The sequence below is a fragment of the Natrononativus amylolyticus genome (assembly GCF_024362525.1).
Classification (GTDB): Archaea; Halobacteriota; Halobacteria; order Halobacteriales; family Natrialbaceae; genus Natrononativus; species Natrononativus amylolyticus.
This window is the reverse complement of sequence record NZ_CP101458.1, coordinates 1611555-1628379: the sequence shown is the minus strand read 5'-3', so window position 1 is coordinate 1628379 and position 16825 is coordinate 1611555. Positions and strand designations below refer to the sequence as shown.

The 16825-nt window shown below is 62.8% G+C and carries 17 protein-coding genes and 1 tRNA gene; 6 read left to right on the top strand and 12 right to left on the bottom strand.

Annotated features, from left to right (window positions below):
• Positions 1-102: 102 nt before the first annotated feature.
• Positions 103-2142, top strand: a complete 2040-nt coding sequence (locus NMQ11_RS08565; RefSeq protein WP_425607708.1) for a TRAP transporter permease — start codon at positions 103-105, stop codon at positions 2140-2142.
• Between the two features lie 51 nt (positions 2143-2193).
• On the opposite strand, the gene NMQ11_RS08560 is transcribed toward NMQ11_RS08565, so the two are convergent.
• Together NMQ11_RS08560 and NMQ11_RS08555 are read right to left on the bottom strand one after the other, a co-directional pair.
• Positions 2194-2391 (bottom strand): hypothetical protein, encoded by a 198-nt coding sequence (locus NMQ11_RS08560; RefSeq protein WP_255167204.1) that lies wholly within the window; start codon positions 2389-2391, stop codon positions 2194-2196.
• A 59-nt stretch (positions 2392-2450) separates the two neighbouring features.
• Positions 2451-2651 (bottom strand): hypothetical protein, encoded by a 201-nt coding sequence (locus tag NMQ11_RS08555; RefSeq protein WP_255167203.1) that lies wholly within the window; start codon positions 2649-2651, stop codon positions 2451-2453.
• Between the two features lie 109 nt (positions 2652-2760).
• On the opposite strand from NMQ11_RS08555, the gene NMQ11_RS08550 reads away from it, so the two are divergent.
• The 4 genes from NMQ11_RS08550 (at position 2761) to NMQ11_RS08535 (ending at position 6666) form a co-directional block, all read left to right on the top strand.
• Positions 2761-3903: an acyl-CoA dehydrogenase family protein gene (locus NMQ11_RS08550; protein ID WP_255167202.1), complete on the top strand. Its 1143-nt coding sequence runs from the start codon at positions 2761-2763 to the stop codon at positions 3901-3903.
• A 132-nt stretch (positions 3904-4035) separates the two neighbouring features.
• Positions 4036-4257 (top strand): hypothetical protein, encoded by a 222-nt coding sequence (locus NMQ11_RS08545; RefSeq protein ID WP_255167201.1) that lies wholly within the window; start codon positions 4036-4038, stop codon positions 4255-4257.
• A gap of 152 nt (positions 4258-4409) precedes the next feature.
• On the top strand, positions 4410-5453 hold the full coding sequence (locus NMQ11_RS08540; protein ID WP_255167200.1) for a hypothetical protein: 1044 nt from the start codon (positions 4410-4412) through the stop codon (positions 5451-5453).
• A gap of 169 nt (positions 5454-5622) precedes the next feature.
• Entirely contained in the window at positions 5623-6666 is a 1044-nt protein-coding gene (locus NMQ11_RS08535; RefSeq protein WP_255167198.1) for a tyrosine-type recombinase/integrase, read from the top strand.
• 1289 nt (positions 6667-7955) lie between these two features.
• Here NMQ11_RS08535 and NMQ11_RS08530 read toward each other — a convergent pair.
• The 4 genes from NMQ11_RS08530 to NMQ11_RS08515 all read right to left on the bottom strand — a co-directional run bounded on the left by NMQ11_RS08530 (position 7956) and on the right by NMQ11_RS08515 (position 9689).
• On the bottom strand, positions 7956-8339 hold the full coding sequence (locus NMQ11_RS08530) for an Ig-like domain-containing protein (RefSeq protein ID WP_255167196.1): 384 nt from the start codon (positions 8337-8339) through the stop codon (positions 7956-7958).
• Between the two features lie 326 nt (positions 8340-8665).
• Positions 8666-8740, bottom strand: a tRNA-Val gene (locus tag NMQ11_RS08525).
• 59 nt (positions 8741-8799) lie between these two features.
• The gene (locus NMQ11_RS08520; protein ID WP_255167194.1) at positions 8800-9057 is read right to left on the bottom strand and encodes a DUF7553 family protein; all 258 of its coding nucleotides are present in this window, start codon (positions 9055-9057) and stop codon (positions 8800-8802) included.
• Between the two features lie 98 nt (positions 9058-9155).
• Positions 9156-9689, bottom strand: a complete 534-nt coding sequence (locus NMQ11_RS08515; protein WP_255167192.1) for a cob(I)yrinic acid a,c-diamide adenosyltransferase — start codon at positions 9687-9689, stop codon at positions 9156-9158.
• Between the two features lie 156 nt (positions 9690-9845).
• Here NMQ11_RS08515 and NMQ11_RS08510 point away from each other — a divergent pair, with 156 nt between their 5' ends.
• Positions 9846-10007 carry a DUF7838 family putative zinc beta-ribbon protein gene (locus NMQ11_RS08510; RefSeq protein ID WP_255167190.1) on the top strand — a complete coding sequence of 54 codons (162 nt, stop codon included), beginning with the start codon at positions 9846-9848 and terminating at the stop codon, positions 10005-10007.
• Between the two features lie 154 nt (positions 10008-10161).
• On the opposite strand, the gene gcvPB is transcribed toward NMQ11_RS08510, so the two are convergent.
• From gcvPB to NMQ11_RS08480, 6 genes are all read right to left on the bottom strand, one after another.
• Positions 10162-11634: an aminomethyl-transferring glycine dehydrogenase subunit GcvPB gene (gene gcvPB / locus NMQ11_RS08505; protein WP_255167188.1), complete on the bottom strand. Its 1473-nt coding sequence runs from the start codon at positions 11632-11634 to the stop codon at positions 10162-10164.
• A complete protein-coding gene (gene gcvPA, locus NMQ11_RS08500) occupies positions 11631-12968 on the bottom strand; it encodes an aminomethyl-transferring glycine dehydrogenase subunit GcvPA (protein ID WP_255167187.1) in 1338 nt (445 codons plus the stop codon). Before gcvPA ends, gcvPB begins: the two co-directional genes overlap by 4 nt.
• A 169-nt stretch (positions 12969-13137) precedes the next feature.
• Positions 13138-14475 (bottom strand): hydroxymethylglutaryl-CoA synthase, encoded by a 1338-nt coding sequence (gene hmgB, locus NMQ11_RS08495; protein WP_255167186.1) that lies wholly within the window; start codon positions 14473-14475, stop codon positions 13138-13140.
• A gap of 177 nt (positions 14476-14652) precedes the next feature.
• On the bottom strand, positions 14653-15231 hold the full coding sequence (locus NMQ11_RS08490; protein ID WP_255167184.1) for a DUF2150 family protein: 579 nt from the start codon (positions 15229-15231) through the stop codon (positions 14653-14655).
• Positions 15232-15310: 79 nt separating this feature from the next.
• A complete protein-coding gene (locus NMQ11_RS08485) occupies positions 15311-16156 on the bottom strand; it encodes a TatD family hydrolase (protein WP_255167182.1) in 846 nt (281 codons plus the stop codon).
• Positions 16157-16227: 71 nt separating this feature from the next.
• Positions 16228-16683 carry an NYN domain-containing protein gene (locus NMQ11_RS08480; protein ID WP_255167170.1) on the bottom strand — a complete coding sequence of 152 codons (456 nt, stop codon included), beginning with the start codon at positions 16681-16683 and terminating at the stop codon, positions 16228-16230.
• Positions 16684-16825: the final 142 nt, after the last annotated feature.

Sequence of the window (16825 nt, the reverse complement as noted above, 5' to 3'; positions counted from 1 at the left end):
ACGTCTCCCGCGATAGTCGGCGGCGTCGATCCGGAGCTGGCAGACCGCCCGGTCACGGACGTGATCCGTGAGCGCCTCTCCAGAGAGAACATCAAACAGTACATGACGCTCTGGGCGCTTCTCGCCCTGCTTTCGATCCCCTTCTGGGTGTACATCATGTACATGTCCCTTACGGGCGCGTCCCGGGCGATGTTCGGCGCCGGCTTCCTCGGCGGGGTTCTGGTCCTGTATATGCTCCACCAGTCGATCGAGCGCGTCGGCGGTGGGACGAACTACATCCTCACTGACCTCAAGCGACTGTTCGCTCGAGGGAACTTGCTCGAGACGCTCTCGTACATCGTCTCCGCGGCGATCATCGTTCCGACGGTCACGTACATCTACATCAACGCGATCGAGGACACCCACCCGTCCCTCGAAACCACGGTACTCGTCGAGGGTGGCCGGGCGACGAGCCCCGAGCTCGTGATGGCGGCGCTGTTCACGCTCGTCATGCTGTATCTCACGTGGCGCTCGTTCGGTATCACCTTTCTCGCCGTCGTTCTCGCCGGGATGGCGTACGGTCTCTTCGGCGAGGTCATTCCGGGAACGCTCGGGCACACCGGCATCTCGCCGAACCGGATGCTTCGCATCCTCGTCATCAGCGTCGACGGGTTCTTCGGGTTCCTGACGCAGTTGACCGCAGCGTGGATCGCGCTATTCTTGCTCTACGCGGGGATGTTGAAGGCGTACGGCGCGTTCGATCTGATCCTCCGGGCGGCTGTCCGGTCGGCGAAGTACGTCGACTCCGGGGTCGCACAGACGGCCGTCCTCGCCAGCGCCGTCATCGGCTCGGTCAACGGAAGCCAGACGGCCAACGCCGGAATGACCGGGTCGTTCACGATCCCGATGATGAAGAAAAGCGGCGTCAAGCCCGCGACCGCGGGCGGTATCGAGTCCGTCGCCTCGACGTCTGGACAGGTGCTGCCGCCGGTGATGGGTGCCGGTGCCTTCGTCATGGCGTCGCTCATCACGGGCGTCTCCTACGTCGACGTCCTGATCGCCGGACTGATCCCCGCGGCCATCCTCATGATCACGATCGTCATCGCGGTCCACTACGCGGCCGCACCGCAGATCGAGGAGCCGGACATGGACGACCACTTCGACGTGAAGCTCACCCAGCTCGAGCTCGCACTCGAGGGAATCAAGTTCGGCCTCCCGCTGTTGATTCTGGTGTACTACCTCGGGGTCGTCCAGTTTACGGTGATGACCTCCGCGTTCCGAACGGTCGTCGCCATGGCGGCACTCGGGATCCTCATCCCGACGTTCAAGCAGGGCTACGACACCGGAAACGTCCGGCTCACGTTCTGGAAGTTCGTCGACACGCTCAAGCAGACGCTCAACGGGCTTCGAGAGGGGGTCGTCGTCCTCGCGCCGGTCGCGATCATCCTCGCGGCGATCAACGGCGTCGTCGACATCCTGCAGGCGACGGGCGTGCCGACCTCGATCTCGCTCACCCTGATGAGCCTCTCGGGGGGCGTGTTGCTCTTCGCCGCGATCATGGCGATGATCATCTGTATCATCCTCGGACTCGGGATGCCGACGACCGCAGCGTACACGGTCGTCGCGCTCCTGATCGCGCCGACGCTCGTCGGTCAGTTCTTCCTCCCCGAGTTCGCGGGCCACTTCTTCGTGTTCTACGCGGCGATTCTGGCCGGGTTGACGCCGCCGATCGCCACCTGTGTGGCGGTCGCGACGGGTATCGCCGGCTCGAACTTCTGGCGAACCTGTCTCGAGGCGATCAAGATCTCGACCCCGCTGTTTATCCTCCCGTTCTCGTTCATCTACCATCCGGATATCGTGAACCATCAGGGGGACATCACGGTCGGACTGCTGGTGACGAGCACCGTGATCCTGTTCGGCTCGATCGCGATCGTCCACGGGCTCAACTACCGTTTCGCGTTCGGACGGGCGGGGACGATCGGAATGCGGACGCTCTTCTTCAGTCTCGGCATCGTCATCATGGTCTTCCCGGCGTTCCTCGTCCAGGTCGGCGCGCTCGCCGTCGTCTTCGTCCTCTATCTCACGCAGGCGGCCGTCGGCGAGGCGAGTCCGCTCGAAAAGCTGCAAGCGGTGGCGTCCGGTATCAACGGGCGGCGGAAGTAGTCCTTCGATCTCGTTTTCGAAGACGCGAGAGAACGACCCCGGTTGTGGCGGTCACTCCCACTGTTCGGGTGCGAACCCCATCTCGCGGACCAGCCGCGGATACAGCAGGCCGACGACGATGGCGATCACCACCCCCAGCCACAGGGGGACGTCGAATCCGCTGCGCTCCAGTGCGACGACGCTGCCGAACACGAGAACGAGCAGGAGAACGTAGTGAAGCGCGACGTACGGGAGGCTACTTCGGTCCACAACTGCAGTAGCGATGCCGAGACAATAACAGTGTGTGGTTTCGGTACGAACGCGACGGATTAGCGGATGTAGAGAACGTAGACCACGAGGGCGATTCCACCGACGGTGCTCGCAACGATCGCGAACCCCACCGCAAGGGAGGGATCGACCCGCAGGAGAACGACGAGCACGAGCACGAACAGCGTCTGTGCCATCCCGACCGCGAGACCGAACCGTAGCCACCCGGTTCGAACCGTTGCGGTGTCGTCGCTGGCCGTCATCGTCCGAGTCGGTATCGGACCCGTACGGCCTCGAGAACGATAACGGTAGTCTCGAGCGTACCCCCCTCGTCGCTCACAGCTTTACGTGCGCTCGCAGTAGTGTGTCCGTATGCGATTTACTCTCACGGACGCGCAGCGCGAAGTTCGCGAGGAGGCACGGACGGTCGCGAGGGAGTCGATCGACCCCGTCGCGTCCGAACTGGACCGCACCGAACAGTATCCGGGCGAGATCCTCGAGACGCTCGGAGACCGCGGGTTCGCCGGACTAACCGTGTCGCCGGCGTACGGCGGCCGCGGCGACGGGCTGACCGAGCTGGCGATCCTGACCGAGGAGCTCTCGGCGGCGATGATGCCGGTCGCCAGCGCGCTCGCGCTCCACCTCGGCGTCGCAGCGGAGGTCGAGCGGCTCGGCTCGGACGGACTGAAAGAGGCGGTGCTCCCGTCGATGGCGCGCTTCGAGACAGTGGGGGCGCTCGGACTCACCGAGGCGAACGCGGGCACGGACAAGCTCGCGATGGAGACCACCGCGAGGCGAGAGGGCGACGAGTGGGTGCTGTCGGGAACGAAAGCGTGGGTGACGAACTACCTCGAGGCGGACGTGGTTCTCACGTACGCCAAAACGGGCTCCGACGCGGACGCACCACACAACATCAGCGCCTTCCTGGTCCCGGCCGACGCCTTCGAGGTCGTCTCGGTCTGGGAGACGCTCGGCGCCCGGAGCGTCAAGTCGCCGATGGTGTCGCTCTCGGCGGTCCGGGTTCCCGACGACAGACGCGTCGGGGAGGAAGGCGCCGCCTACGCCAGACGGGGCGAGAGCGGGATCGGCGTCAACCTGCCGGCGCGCGGGGTCGGCGTCGCGCGGGCCGCCCTCGAGGCGACGCTCGAGTTCACGAGCGAGTGCGAACGCGACGGGAAGCCTCTCGCCGACTCGCAGGCGGTTCGACACCGGGTAGCCGAGATGGCCCAGCGGGTCGACGCGGCCCGGCTTCTGACCATGCGAGCCGCCGATCTCCTCGACCGCGGTGAAGCGTCGGGTCACGAGTTGCGAATGGCGAAGATACACGCGACCGAAACCGCGGTCGACGTCGCGAACGAGGCGCTTCGACTCCACGGCGAGCGGGGGTACGCCGGCGAGAACGACGTCGAGCGCTACGTCCGCGACGCGCGACTGCTCCCGATCGCCGGCGGCCCGAACGACAATCACCGGAACTCGCTGGCGGACGCGGTCTTCGAAACGGGAGCGATTCCGTAGCGGTTCTCGTCCGGCGTCCACCGCAGGGGTTCGTCTCCCGCGCCCGTCGAAACGGACTCGGGTAAAACCCGACGACGCGACCGGTCACCCGAAAAACTATGCGGCCCCGGACGGACACCACGGGTAGTTCCGATGCTGTTCGACCGCCCGAGGTGTCCCGACTGCGACAGCAGGCTCGTCTTCGCCGTGGGAGGGACGACCACGTCACCGAAGGAATACGAGTTTACGAGCGTGTACGGCGACTCGGACGATTCTCCGGTGTCGGTCGACGACGAAGCGGACGCCGTCGACTACTACGATTTCTACCAGTGTCTCCGGTGTTCTCACTCGTTCAACGCCTCGAGCGAGTCGTGAGGGCTCGAACGATTGACACAGGATCGAGACGGCGTTTTCGTCCGCTGGTCTCGTCTCCCGGATGGGCGAATCGGATCGGGCGAGCCTGATGCTCGCCGGTCGACATTAGCCGCTCAATACGTATATCCTTGGCCGCCGACGGGCGGTTCGTAATGACTGAGCAGGTTGACGGCGGTCGCTCCAGGGTGACTGACCGACTCGATCGGCGAACCGTACTGAAAGGAATCGGGGCCGTCCCGCTCGTCGGCGGCGGGATCGCACTGAGTTCGACGGTGAGCGGCGACGATCACGACGGGGCGACCGAGTCGAACCCGGACGACGGACCCCAGTCGACGACGGACGCCCGGGAGGGCGCTGCCGGCGAGGACGAAACGGAGTCGGCGATTCGGGCCCTCGAGTGCGAGGAGGTCGTGACCGCCGAGTTTACAGACGACGATCCGCGGACGCCGACCGGCGACGACGCGCCCGAGGGCGTGCCACCGGACTCTCGCTACCACGAGTACCGCTTCGAGGGGTACGCCGACGAGTGGGTGTACTTCACGATGGCGACGGAGGCCTACCCGAACCCCGACTACGAGGGCATCGGCGACGATCCGTTCTACTACGCGGGCGATCCCGCACTGTACCTGTTCGACGGCGACGAACGCATCGGCTACGACCCGGAAGCGGGCTACTGGGGAGCCGCACACGTTTCGGCGCGTCTCCCCGCCGACGGCACCTATCGGCTCATCGCGACGGGGGCGTTCTCCCGCGACCCGGCCTTCGAGTACGAACTGTACACGAACTGCACGTACAGAACGCCGGTAACCGACCGGCCGCCCGAACCGATCCCCATCGAGTGCGGCGAGACGATCGCGGGCGAGTTCACCGACGACAGCGTCCGCAGCCGCAACACCCCGTCGATCGCCTACGACGTCTACACGTTCGAGGGACGGTGCGGAGACTGCGTGACGATCACGACCCGAAGCGACGAGGAACCCTCACAGCCTCGTCCGATGCTGTTCGATCCCGACGGCCGGTACGACGGACCGAGGTACGGAGCCGACGGAACCTACGCTCCCGGCGCCGAGTCCACGTACACTGGCGAGGAGTTCGTTCTCTCCGAGTATCGGCTCCCCAAAACGGGGAGCTACACGATCTGGCTCAGCAGCTACGGTCCGACGTACTACGAGTACGAACTGTCGCTCGAGTGTTGAGACGGCGACTTCGGTCGTCTCTCGAGGCGAGCGGAACGCCGGAGGACACCCCGATCGGGTTGAACTACGACCGCGACAAGTCAGGAGTAGTGGGTTGGGGCAGATTTGAACTGCCTACGCACTCCGCTTCGCTCCGTTTGTGTCGCCGTGTGCGGAGAACGGATAACAAATGACGATCACCGACCCGCACGAGCTGATGGAACTGTACATCAAAGACCGGACCGGCGAGAAGGCCAAATCAACACTCTACAAAGACAGGGATCACCTCAATCAGTTCTGTGTCTGGTGTGACGAACAAGGAATAGAATCAGTACAGGACATTGATGGATCACACTTCCTTGAATACAAATTCCACCTTCGACAGCGAATAGCTGATTCGACTATTCGCAATCACTTCAGCACCCTTAGAACGTTCTTCAAGTTCTGCAAGAGGATAGACGCGACCGACGGGAACCAAGAGCTTCACACTAAGCTCGAAACCCCCGACTTTGCTAAAGGAGATCTCTCCCGCGACGATATGATGGACTTTGACGAGGTGAAGAAACTGCTACAATATTTCGGGAAGTTCGAATATGCCACTGTCAAACACGCTATGTTTGTCGTGTTCTGGCACACTGGTTGCCGTCGAGGGGCACTCAGAGGACTTGATCTTGAGGATTACAAGCCTGTCCAACAGCGGGAGAACGGCCGGTATGGACTTATCCGTTTCAAGCACCGTCCAGAATCAGGAACACCGCTGAAAAACAAGGAAAACGGGGAGAGAGAAGTAATCATCTGGCCCCAGCACGGAGATATCATTGAAGACTATATTGAGATGAAACGCCGTGGCAAGGTAGACGAGTACAGCCGGAAGCCCTTGTTCACAGGTCCGAATGGACGGTACAGCGCGTCAAATATTCAAGCGTTCATCTACGCTATCTCACGACCTTGCTACTACACGAACGAGTGCCCCCACAACCGGGAGATGGATGACTGTGAAGCCCGTTACTACGAGAAAGCATCAAAGTGTCCTTCGTCTATTTCACCTCACCCAATGCGGCGGGCATCGATCACCTATCATTTAGAAGAAAAAGATTGGACGTATGAGGCATCGTCTGGCCGATTTGATGTATCTGTAGATGTCTTGAAAGAACACTACGATCAATCAACTGATGAAGGCAGACGGAAGACACGAGCCTCCATGTTTTTTGATGGGGATCAAGGAGTGATCTAATAATAATGTCTTCTAACGACTGGAAGGAGAGGAGTTAGAACATTAACATATTCACACAAGCTGAAGCCAATGCAACTCTCACAGAATTATTATGGATTTTAGGAGCCATATTCAAATTACCCTCAATGGTAGATGAATACTGATCAATACCATCTGTCTTCAATAATTGTATTCGACAGGAAGGGGTAGAGTATCATCTAACCTGTTTCACTGGTACTCTTTCAATGAAAGAAGTTAGGAAAACAGGATGGGTGGTCCCTTCCAGTCGAAAATGTTTAGATATCTAAAGAATAGAGAATAGGTATTTTCAGACAAGTATACTACAATATCGCACCCATTGTATTGTGCCTGTTTACCATGCCACATTATGGCACAATTCTATAAAATTGCAAAACGGCCCTTACTGACTCCCTTCAGCCGCTCTTGCTTGGGACTCTACCTAAGAGGTGTTTTACCATATCTGTCAACGGCTACCTTTGGGTTGTATTCCCCAACATTGCCTACAGATATGGCCCCCCACCATCCAATCGCAGCGGAGCGAGGCGTGAAACCCTATGGATTAGACGCCTTGACCATATCGGGAGAATTGCTTAGCTCATATTTCGAACCGAATGAGCACATCAATAGAGAGGTCAATGGGTTCACACATCAGCAGCTATTGAGTGTGAAACATCTGTTCCCTCTCTTTCAAACAGCCCCTGATAACATAAATATTTCGGTTTAGAACAGAGTAATTCTAAGGCCAAAGTATCTCAGTGACAATAACGTGCCTTGACTTTTATCAAAAGAGGATAGATACCTCCAACTTAGCTAATCAGTTTGAGCAAACGACTTGCCAATAACCTCCTTTGATTATCAGACAAGTCATAGAGTATGGAGAGGCGGTGGCTGCCGCCTTCCAGTCGGGCGAGTATAACTATCCCATTTTACTTATGCAATTTCCACGAGGTGCCTGACTTGCGCTCTAACGCAGATCTATACGAGAAGGGTAACTTACCTACATGCTACGAACTTCAATCACATTAGAGAATGCGCGAGAGTGATAGGTTAAATTATATCACGAAAAACCAAGCAAATTATTGTGAATAACGTTTGTAGGGGTCAGCATGGTTTCTGGAGTGGTTTCTAAGACCACTGGCTACTGACTGTGGCCTGTGAGTGACAGATGCATTTCTGCGCTACCGGAAGTGGAGGTGGGCGTCGCCCTTCCTGCTTGACAAAGATGCGTTTGCCAGTTCGTAAGGAATTGGTGAAGTAGATTTGCTAAGTACACATGCGAACTGAACGAATTACCCCTCTGGTGCATCACGCTCAAACCGCACCTCAGAATCTTCAATGTATATGTTAAGTATGCTTCTGTTTCGAGCCATTTCCCATTCGAATTTTTCCTCGTGGTCGTTTGTGGTCACCTCCACATGATACGTGCTTCCGACATCTCCCACTTCGCTATTACCTCCAGTATCATCTGGTGATAATTCGTACTGTTCTGAAAATACAGTGCTATCAACTTCATCTGTGATGAGTACATCAACTGTCTGGTCGGTATCTGTAGAGTTAGCTATCCAAATGACACCTTCATCAGGAAGACTCTGCTGGTTGGTGGACCTTGTGCATCCAGAAAGAAGAAAAACACTTGGGATGGATATTGCAGAGATAAACTGACGTCGAATCATAGCTGCAAATATTCCGACGGTAGGTATGAATGTTTTGCAAGTTCAAAAATCGACTTTGGAACCACTGGTAAGTAGATGTCCTATACTGACCAGAGCTACCACAACCAAATGTTGTGAAAATAAGGACTGACATACTTCTCTGCTTGTCCGCGCTTCCCGCTGGTGCGAGATCACCGATAGAACTATCATTCCAGATTCCGTTAGTACAATCGCACAACGGCGACGACCCCGGACAAGGGACTTGATGGAATCCAGTTCACCGATACTGGATCTACCTATAAACATCCCTACGTCGTCTGTGGGTTCTCGCGAACGAAGTGAGCGAATGGGTTGGGGCAGATTTGAACTGCCGACTTCCTCCGTGTGAAGGAGGTATCATAACCGGACTAGATCACCAACCCGCACCCGTTGGTATCCGTGCATCGAACTTAAGACTTCCTTTCAAAAGCGGGCCGCGGGGCTACTCCTTCGAGCGGTACTCCTCGAGTTTCTCTCGAGCGTTCCCGAGCGCTTCGCGCGCGTCGCCCTCGGCTTTCCGTTCGGCGTCTTTGACCTCCTCGATCAGCGACTCGACGCGGCCCGGTTCGGGTTCCTTTTCGCGCCCCGTCAGCTCCCGGAGCTTCGCCTCGATCGGCTCGAGAGTCTCTTTGACGCCGAGCTTCGCGTGTTCGCTCGCTCGCTTCAGGTAGTACTGGGCGTCGTCGAAGTGTTTGCTCATGGGGTAGGCAAACCTAGGGCGTGACCGAATAAAGCCTTTTTGTGGAGGACAGAATTACATCTGTGACTGTTATCCTCCGTGACACGACCGCCGACCGGTCAGTACGAGGGGGCCGCTTCTGGCTCGCCGTCGCGCTGGTTGACGACGCGGGCGATCGTAAACAGCCCGTCCGAGAGGCGGTTGAGGTACTGGACGGCCTGGTCGTTGACCGACTCCTCGCTCGCCAGTGCGACCGCCCGCCGTTCGGCCCGTCGGCAGACAGCTCGCGCGTGGTGGAGTTTCGCGCCCGACTCGCTGCCGGTCGGCAGGATGAACGACCGCAGCGGCTCGAGTTCCTCGTCGTAGGCGTCGATCCAGCCTTCGACCTCCGCGACGTGGCTGGCGCGAACGACTGGATCGTCCTCGTCCGGTTCCGGATTCGCGAAGTCCGCCTGTACGACGTGCAGGTGGTTCTGGACGGCTTCGAGCTGTTCGTCGACGTCCGCGTAACCGGTCGGCCGAATCGTTCCGACGAGCGCGTTCAGTTCGTCGACGGTTCCGTACGCCTCGATCCGCGGGCTGGCCTTCGAGACGCGACTCATATCGCGCAGGTCGGTATCACCGTCGTCACCCCGACCGGTGTAGATCGGCATGTGAGAGGCGAGGGGGGCGCTGCACTTAGTTCCGCTGTCGGGTCGCTCGGCGATTTCGTATACCACGCTGGAGTGTATGCGTTCGCCTTCGAGCGTACCCGGGGCCCGAACGGGCAAATCAGTACGTTAAACTCGTTCGACGCACGAACGGGAGACATGGCTCAGGAACTCGATCACGAGTGTCCCGACTGCGGGGACAAAACGTTCTATCGCGCCGCGAGCACGACCCTGCACCTCGGCGAGAAAGTGAAGTGGCACTGCCCCGACTGCGACTACGGCTTCGTCACGATCAACGGCATCGACTCGAGCGCGGCCTAGTCCGTCAGTTCACCGCACACACTCTCCACTCACGGCGACCGACTCGAGAACACGACACCCGATAAACGCCATCTCGGAATACGCAGTTTCGCGGGTCGCGAGCCCGCCGGAGTACCGTCTGGACGACCGCCACCGAACGACACCGCCCGCGTTATCACTCACTGTCCTCGAGCGCCTGCCAGGAGAGCCGCGGGTTGCGCGCGGCGCTCGTCTGGTCGATCCGTCGCGCGGTGGTTCGCTCGGGGGCGGACTCGAGCGCGTCGTCGTCCTCGCCGGCGACCGCCCGGAACGCCGCGGCGAGCTGGTCCAGCGTCTCCTTGCTCTCGACTTCCGTCGGCTCGGTCATCAGCGCCTCGGGGACGATCTCCGGCCACTTCGTCGTCGGCGGGTGGACTCCGTAGTCGAGCATCCGCTTGGCGACGTCGGCGGCGTCCTGGTCGCCGGCGCTGGCGACGAACTCGTGGTGGAACGGGCCGTAGGGAACCTCGTAGTCGATCTGGCTGGCGAGGTAGTTCGCGTTGAGCACGGCCTTCGCGCTGGCGTCCCAGAGTCCCTCGTCACCCAGCCGGGCGATGTAGGCGAACGCCTTCAGCAGGACGAGCCAGTTGCCTTGGAAGCCGTGGACGTGGCCGATCGACTGTTCGGGATCGAACAGTTCGTAGCCGCTCTCGCCCTCCCGCTCGCGCACCCGCGGCGAGGGGAGGAAGGGGGCGAGTTCCTCGGTGACGCCGACCGGTCCCGCACCGGGGCCGCCCCCGCCGTGGGGCGTCGCGAACGTCTTGTGGACGTTGTAGTGCATCACGTCGAAGCCCATGTCTCCCGGTCGGGCCCGGCCGAGCAGGGCGTTGAGGTTCGCGCCGTCGTAGTAGAGCAGGCCCCCGACGTCGTGGACCATCCCGGCGATTTCGGCGATGTCGCGCTCGAACAATCCGAGCGTGTTCGGGTTGGTGAGCATGAGCGCGGCCGTGTTCTCGCTCAGGGCGGCCTCGAGCGCCTCGAGGTCGACCCGACCGTCCTCGTCGCTGGGCAGGGAGACGACGTCGTAGCCGCCCAGGGCGGCCGTCGCGAAGTTCGTGCCGTGGGCACTCTCGGGGACGATCACCTCGTCGCGGTGGTCTTCGCCGTTGTCCGCGTGGTAGGCCGCTGCGACGCGGATGCCGACGAACTCCCCGGCCGCCCCCGCCGGCGGCTGGAGGGTGACGGCGTCCATCCCGCCGATTCGACCGAGGGAGTCCTGGAGCCGGTAGAGTACCTCGAGGGTCCCCTGGACCGACGCCGCAGAGCGGTCGGGGTGGACCGCGGCCGTCGGCAGTGCCGCCACGTCCTCCGTGAACTTCGGGTTGTACTTCATCGTACACGAGCCCAGGGGGTAGGGACCGCTGTCGATGCCGTAGACCATCTGGGAGAGCCGGGTGTAGTGGCGCGCGAGTTCGGGTTCGGAGAGTTCGGGAAGCTCGAGGCCGTCCCGGGTGAGGTCGTCGGGCAGCGGTGAGTCGTCGATCTCGACGCGGGTCAGGTCCTTCTCCGAGAGCAACGGCTCGTACTGGCCGTCGCGAACGTACCTCGCTTGGTCGTAGCGGGACTGTCCGCCCGGCGCCCCTTCACCCGGCGTGCGGTCGTCGCTCATCGGGCCACCTCCGCGAGGGCGTCGACGAAGGAGTCGAGCGCCGCGTCGTCGACCCCCGCGACGCAGCACTGGAGTTCGTGTTCACCGACGACGTGGACCGCGAAACCGCGATCCTCGAGGTCCTCGGCTACCGCCCGCGCGGGCCGGTCGACGCGGGCGACGAACTCCCGGAAGTGCCGGCGGTCGTGGACCGGTGCCGTGACGCCGTCGATCTCGTCGATCCGCTCCGTGAGTCCTTCGGCTCGAGTCACGCCCCGCTTTGCGAGATCGACCATCCCTGAGGGACCGAGCACGGCCGCGTGCATCGCCGTCCGGAGGGCGACCCACGCCTGGTTCGTACAGATGTTGCTCGTCGCTCGCTCCCGGCGGATGTGCTGTTCGCGCGTCTGCAGGGTCAGGGTGTACGCCCGCCGGTCTGTCGCGTCCTCGCTGATGCCGACGAGCCGTCCCGGCACCTGTCTGAGGAACCGTTCGTCGGTGGCGAACAGCCCGAGTCCCATCCCGTAGCTCGTCGGCAGCCCGAGCACGCTCGCATCGCCGACGACGACGTCAGCGCCGACGTCGGCCGGCCGCTGGAGCAACGAGAGCGCGACCGGGTCGGTGCCGAGGACGAACAGCGCCGACGCATCGGTCGCGAGGTCGCCGATCTCGGACAGTCGCTCCTCGATCGCCCCCCGGACGGTGGGATTCTCCGCGTAGATCATCGCGACCTCGTCGTCGACCAGCTCCGCGAGCCCCTCGAGGTCGGCCGTCGCGTCGTCGGTCAGATACGTCTCGACCGCGAGGTCGGTGCCGGCGACGTAGTTCTCGAGGGTGCTTCGCCGGCCCTTGAGAAGCAAGTCGGGGACGAGCACGCGGTGGCCGCTCGTCTCGCGGGCGCGGTCGGCCAGGGTCGCGGCCTCGCCCAGCGCGGTGGCGGCGTCGTACATCGAGCAGTTCGCGATCTCCAGACCCGTGAGTTCGACCAGCAGCGACTGGTACTCGAACAGCGCCTGGAGGAAGCCCTGGGAGACCTCTGGCTGGTACTGGGTGTAGGAGGTCAGAAACTCCGAGCGGTCGGCGAGGTGGTCGACCAGCGAGGGAACGTAGTAGCCGTAGTGGCCCCGGCCGAGCAGTTCCGTGAGATCGTCGTTGCGCCCGAGAATCGACCGGACGAGTTCGCGCGTCTCCCGTTCGCTGCGGGCGTCGATGCCGAACTCGTCGTCGAATCGCACCTCCTCGGGGATGTCGAAGAGGTCGTCGACCGACTCGACCCCGATCGCCTCGAGCATCGCCGTCGTGTCGTCATCCGTGTGGGGTGCGTACGGGCTCCCCGTGGCGTGTGATCCGTGCATGATGAGTGTGGTGGTAGAGAGGGTCCCGGACGGCGACGGACGGCTGTCCCCGGCTGCCGTCTGGAGTGTCGGTCCGGAACACGGTGGTCGGTAGTTACGAACAAAGGGTAATGAACGCACCTCTTTGCTGCTCCGGTACGGCCCGCAGAACGGAGTCCCGGAATCGCGGTTATTCGACGAACCGGTACTTCCGTTCGCCCATCCGCCCCCAGCCGTCGAAGACGAACTCCGATTCGGGAGCGGTGAACTCCTCGACCTCGACATCCATCTCGTGGTTGTGGACGTCGTGGACCTCCTCGTACTCCGCCCAGGAGAGGTCGTACCGGGAGTCGAGCTGTTCGTCGACGTTCAGCGCCCCGATCTCCTCGGTCCAGCCCGCCTGGACGGTCTCCGTGTGGACCTCCGCCTGCGCGCCGCTGCCGTAGGAGCCGACCATCAGCGTCTCGCCGGTGGCGTCCTCGCCGGTCTCGAGGGCGTGTTTGAGCGCGCTGGCGCGGGCGACGTGAACCGAGCCGGTGTACCAGTTGCCGACCTCCCGTGAGATCGTCAGCGTCGGGTCGATCGTCTCGGCGTACCACTCGCGGTATCGGTCGGTTCCCTTGAGCGCGTCCGTGTACTCCCGGACGGCGTCGTGGTAGGCGTCCTCGGTGTCGAACGCTTCCAGCCGGGGCTGGCGACCGATCTCCTCGGCGAGTTCCTCCTCGATGGCGGTGTCGCGCGTGAGGTAGCGGTAGCCGAGCAGGCCGGCCTTGCGGACCATCCCCGGGAACGGCGTGTGAAACGGCACGAACCGGACGTCGTCGGGGTGGATGTCGCCGGCGACGGATTCGTAGTCCATCAGCGCCTCGCGCATGCGTGCGAGGTACACCTGCACCGAGCGCTTGCCGTCGACGCTCGGGAACTGCTGGTTGGGCTTGAGGAAGTCGGTCTCGTCGGCGCTGCCGTAGCCCTGGTGGGTCGAGAGTTCGACCAGCGAGGGGTCCTCAGAAATGAGCATCGCGACGGCGCCGGCGCCCTGAGTCGCCTCGCCCGCATCGTCGCGGGCGTACAGCGCGGTGTCCGTCGCGATCACGAGCGCCGCGCGGCCGCGGTTGCGTCCCGCGCGGATCCAGTTGTAGGCGTCGTCCAGGCTTTGGGTGCCCGCGATGCAGGCGAACTTTCGCTCGCCCTTGTTCGCGTGGTGGAAGTCGCCGTCGAACACTCCCTCGAGGCAGCCCGCGACGTACGTCGAGACGGGTTTCGAGTTGTCGAAGGCGCTCTCGGTCGCGACGTCGATCCGGCCGATGTCGTCGGGCTCGAGCCCCTTCCGGTCCATCAGCCGGTAGGCCGCGTTGGCGGCCATCGTGACGATGTCCTCGTAGCTGTCGGGGAACGACGAGGCGTTCAGCCCCAGTCCCTTCGTGTACTTCTCGGGGTCTTCGCCCTTCTGGGGAGCGAAGGTTCCGGGAAGGTCGAGTTTGAGGTTGCCGGTCCAGATTTCGACGGCGTCGATACCGACTGCGGTCATACGAGATACGTACCGGCGACGCTACAAGTGACTGTCGTTCGCTATTTCGACGATCGCCGAACCCTCGAGCGAGAACGGCGCCCGCGCCCGGTACGGAGGACCACAGTCCGAGGCCCGCGATAGCCGGCGCTTGCGCTCTCACTGGCGCTGTCGGTGGGTGCCGGCGAAAACGATCGGTTACTCGTCTTCCTCGACGACTTCGGGATCACTCATCGCGCTCTGGAGGCTGTCGAGACCGTTGATCCACTCGGTGACCAGTCCGTACTCGAGTTCCTCGGCGATCGAGACGTCGAGCTCCTCGCCGTCGATGATCCGCGTGCCGGCCTGGGCGGCGTACCCCAGCGCGGCGTCGAGGTCCTCCTCGGCTTCGGCGTTTGCGGCGGCGCCGAGATAGTCGTCGACGCTCCCCTCCTCGGCCGGCCCGCCCGCGACGTACTCCTCGGCGGCGAAGAAGACGCAGACGAGACTCGTCTGGACGCCGTCGACGAGCATCCGCGTCTCCTCGTCGTCGATGTCGACGTCCGCGAGGACGATCTCGCGGACGTCGGCGATCTCCGAAAGCGCCTGCTCCTGCTCGAGTTCCCCCTCGTCGTAGGCCGAGACGATCTTGGCGACGGCGATCGCCGTGTCGTCCTGGAGGTTCAACAGCAGGCGGGCGGAGGACTCGTCTTCCGGATCGATCTCCTCGTCGTTGATGCGGTCGATCCAGTTCTGCCAGCGTTCCGCCGAATAGTACTCGGTGGGGGGATTGCTCATACAGAGACCTATACCGGCCGCTTGAAATGCCTTTCTCTACCTGTGCGCGGTGCGTCGAACCGGAAGACGCCGCCGTCGGCTACGTGAGGGTGCCGTCGGTGTCGATCCCGTAGACGAGCGCGGGGGTTTCGACGTGTGCGTTCTCGACGGCCGCGTCGTACCCCTCCTCGAGCAGCCACCGGACCCGGCGGGGAACCGTCTTGGGTCCGAGGACGGCGCCCGGCCGGTCTGGATCGTCGACGAAGTCGGTCTCCATGAGAAACGGCTCTCCCGTTTCGGCCGCGACCTCGAGGCGGTCCCGCTCGCTCATCACGCTCGGCGTCGGCCCCGCGAGGCGCCCGCCGGCGTAGTGTTTGACGACCCGGTGAGCGGGGAGGCCGGCGTCTTCGGCCCACGCGGCGAGTTCGGTGAGGTCCTCGCTCGCCTCGGTGTGGAGCTGGACGGAACAGTCGCAGTCGGCGCCGTGCTCGAACGCCCGGCGCATCACCGCGTTCGAGGCGTCCCAGACGGCATCGCTCACCTCGTAGTGGGGTCGGCCGGACTTGAGCGCGAGCGCCTCCCCCGATCGGACGTACTCGGCTGCGACGTCGATCCCGCCTCGCATGATCTCTCGGGCCTCGTCGGGCGAGACCCCGCGGTCGTCGATCAGCCGGGAGACGAGGCCGGGGTGGACGCCGAGGACGGGCCAGGCCCGCCCCGGGAGTTCGGCCGAGGCGGCGGCGACGACCTCGAGGGTGCGCTCGAAGACGGGCCGGAAGTCCTCGCCCCGATCGGCCTCGACGCCGAGGTGCCAGGAGGGTTTGTTCACGATCAGCAGGTGCGTCCCGCCCACGCGCGCGAAATCCCGGACGGCCTCGAGCCCCCGGCCGTTGTCGGGGTCGATGTGGAGGTGGTTGTCGAGGATCGGCGTGTCGACGTCGGTCATACCACCCATTCGGCGGGCCGGTCGGGAAAAGTCACCGCTTCGGCTGGTTCTTCGAGTCGGGCGCGGTCGTCCTACGATCCGAGAGTGATCGCCTCGTCGGCGGCGTTCCGGAGGGCGTCGGAGCGGCCGTGGGCCCCGGGGGCGATCGCGACGGTTTCGACGCCGGCCGCGCCGGCGTACTCGAGGACGGGCTTGAAGTCGGTGTCTCGAGAGCCGATCGCGAGCACGTCGAGACGTCCTTCGGCGACGAGCGCCGTCGCGTCGACGGCGAGTTTGACGTCGACGTCGCCGCTCGTGATGACCACCTCGAACCCGCGCGCCTCGGCGGCCTGGATCAGCCCAGGCGTCGCGTGTTCGTCGAGGTAGAGGCGGAGGACGCCGGTGCGGCCGAGCGACTGGCCGATCTCTCTGAGGTCGTCCAGGTCGACGTCGAACTCGTCTCTGAAGACGTTCGGCCCGTCGATGAAGAGACCGACCGCGGGGGTGTCGTCGACGGCGGCGAAGCGGGCACGAACGCGCTCGAACATAGTCTGGCGGAGGGTCCGTCGGGTAGAAAGGTGTGACGGATCCCGGCCGTCGTGGATCGGGTTCGCAATAATTGCCCGAAAACCGCCTCGAGCGAGCGTGTGCCGCGAGTATACGCCGTCGATGAAACGGCCGCTCGGTTCA

Coding starts and splice junctions, on each gene's coding strand:
- NMQ11_RS08565 (WP_425607708.1), top strand. CDS start 103: ATGACGCTCTGGGCGCTTCTCGCCCTGCTTTCGATCCCCTTCTGGGTG.
- NMQ11_RS08555 (WP_255167203.1), bottom strand. CDS start 2,651: ATGACGGCCAGCGACGACACCGCAACGGTTCGAACCGGGTGGCTACGG.
- NMQ11_RS08550 (WP_255167202.1), top strand. CDS start 2,761: ATGCGATTTACTCTCACGGACGCGCAGCGCGAAGTTCGCGAGGAGGCA.
- NMQ11_RS08545 (WP_255167201.1), top strand. CDS start 4,036: ATGCTGTTCGACCGCCCGAGGTGTCCCGACTGCGACAGCAGGCTCGTC.
- NMQ11_RS08540 (WP_255167200.1), top strand. CDS start 4,410: ATGACTGAGCAGGTTGACGGCGGTCGCTCCAGGGTGACTGACCGACTC.
- NMQ11_RS08535 (WP_255167198.1), top strand. CDS start 5,623: ATGACGATCACCGACCCGCACGAGCTGATGGAACTGTACATCAAAGAC.
- NMQ11_RS08530 (WP_255167196.1), bottom strand. CDS start 8,339: ATGATTCGACGTCAGTTTATCTCTGCAATATCCATCCCAAGTGTTTTT.
- NMQ11_RS08520 (WP_255167194.1), bottom strand. CDS start 9,057: ATGAGCAAACACTTCGACGACGCCCAGTACTACCTGAAGCGAGCGAGC.
- NMQ11_RS08515 (WP_255167192.1), bottom strand. CDS start 9,689: ATGCCGATCTACACCGGTCGGGGTGACGACGGTGATACCGACCTGCGC.
- NMQ11_RS08510 (WP_255167190.1), top strand. CDS start 9,846: ATGGCTCAGGAACTCGATCACGAGTGTCCCGACTGCGGGGACAAAACG.
- gcvPB (WP_255167188.1), bottom strand. CDS start 11,634: ATGAGCGACGACCGCACGCCGGGTGAAGGGGCGCCGGGCGGACAGTCC.
- gcvPA (WP_255167187.1), bottom strand. CDS start 12,968: ATGCACGGATCACACGCCACGGGGAGCCCGTACGCACCCCACACGGAT.
- hmgB (WP_255167186.1), bottom strand. CDS start 14,475: ATGACCGCAGTCGGTATCGACGCCGTCGAAATCTGGACCGGCAACCTC.
- NMQ11_RS08490 (WP_255167184.1), bottom strand. CDS start 15,231: ATGAGCAATCCCCCCACCGAGTACTATTCGGCGGAACGCTGGCAGAAC.
- NMQ11_RS08485 (WP_255167182.1), bottom strand. CDS start 16,156: ATGACCGACGTCGACACGCCGATCCTCGACAACCACCTCCACATCGAC.
- NMQ11_RS08480 (WP_255167170.1), bottom strand. CDS start 16,683: ATGTTCGAGCGCGTTCGTGCCCGCTTCGCCGCCGTCGACGACACCCCC.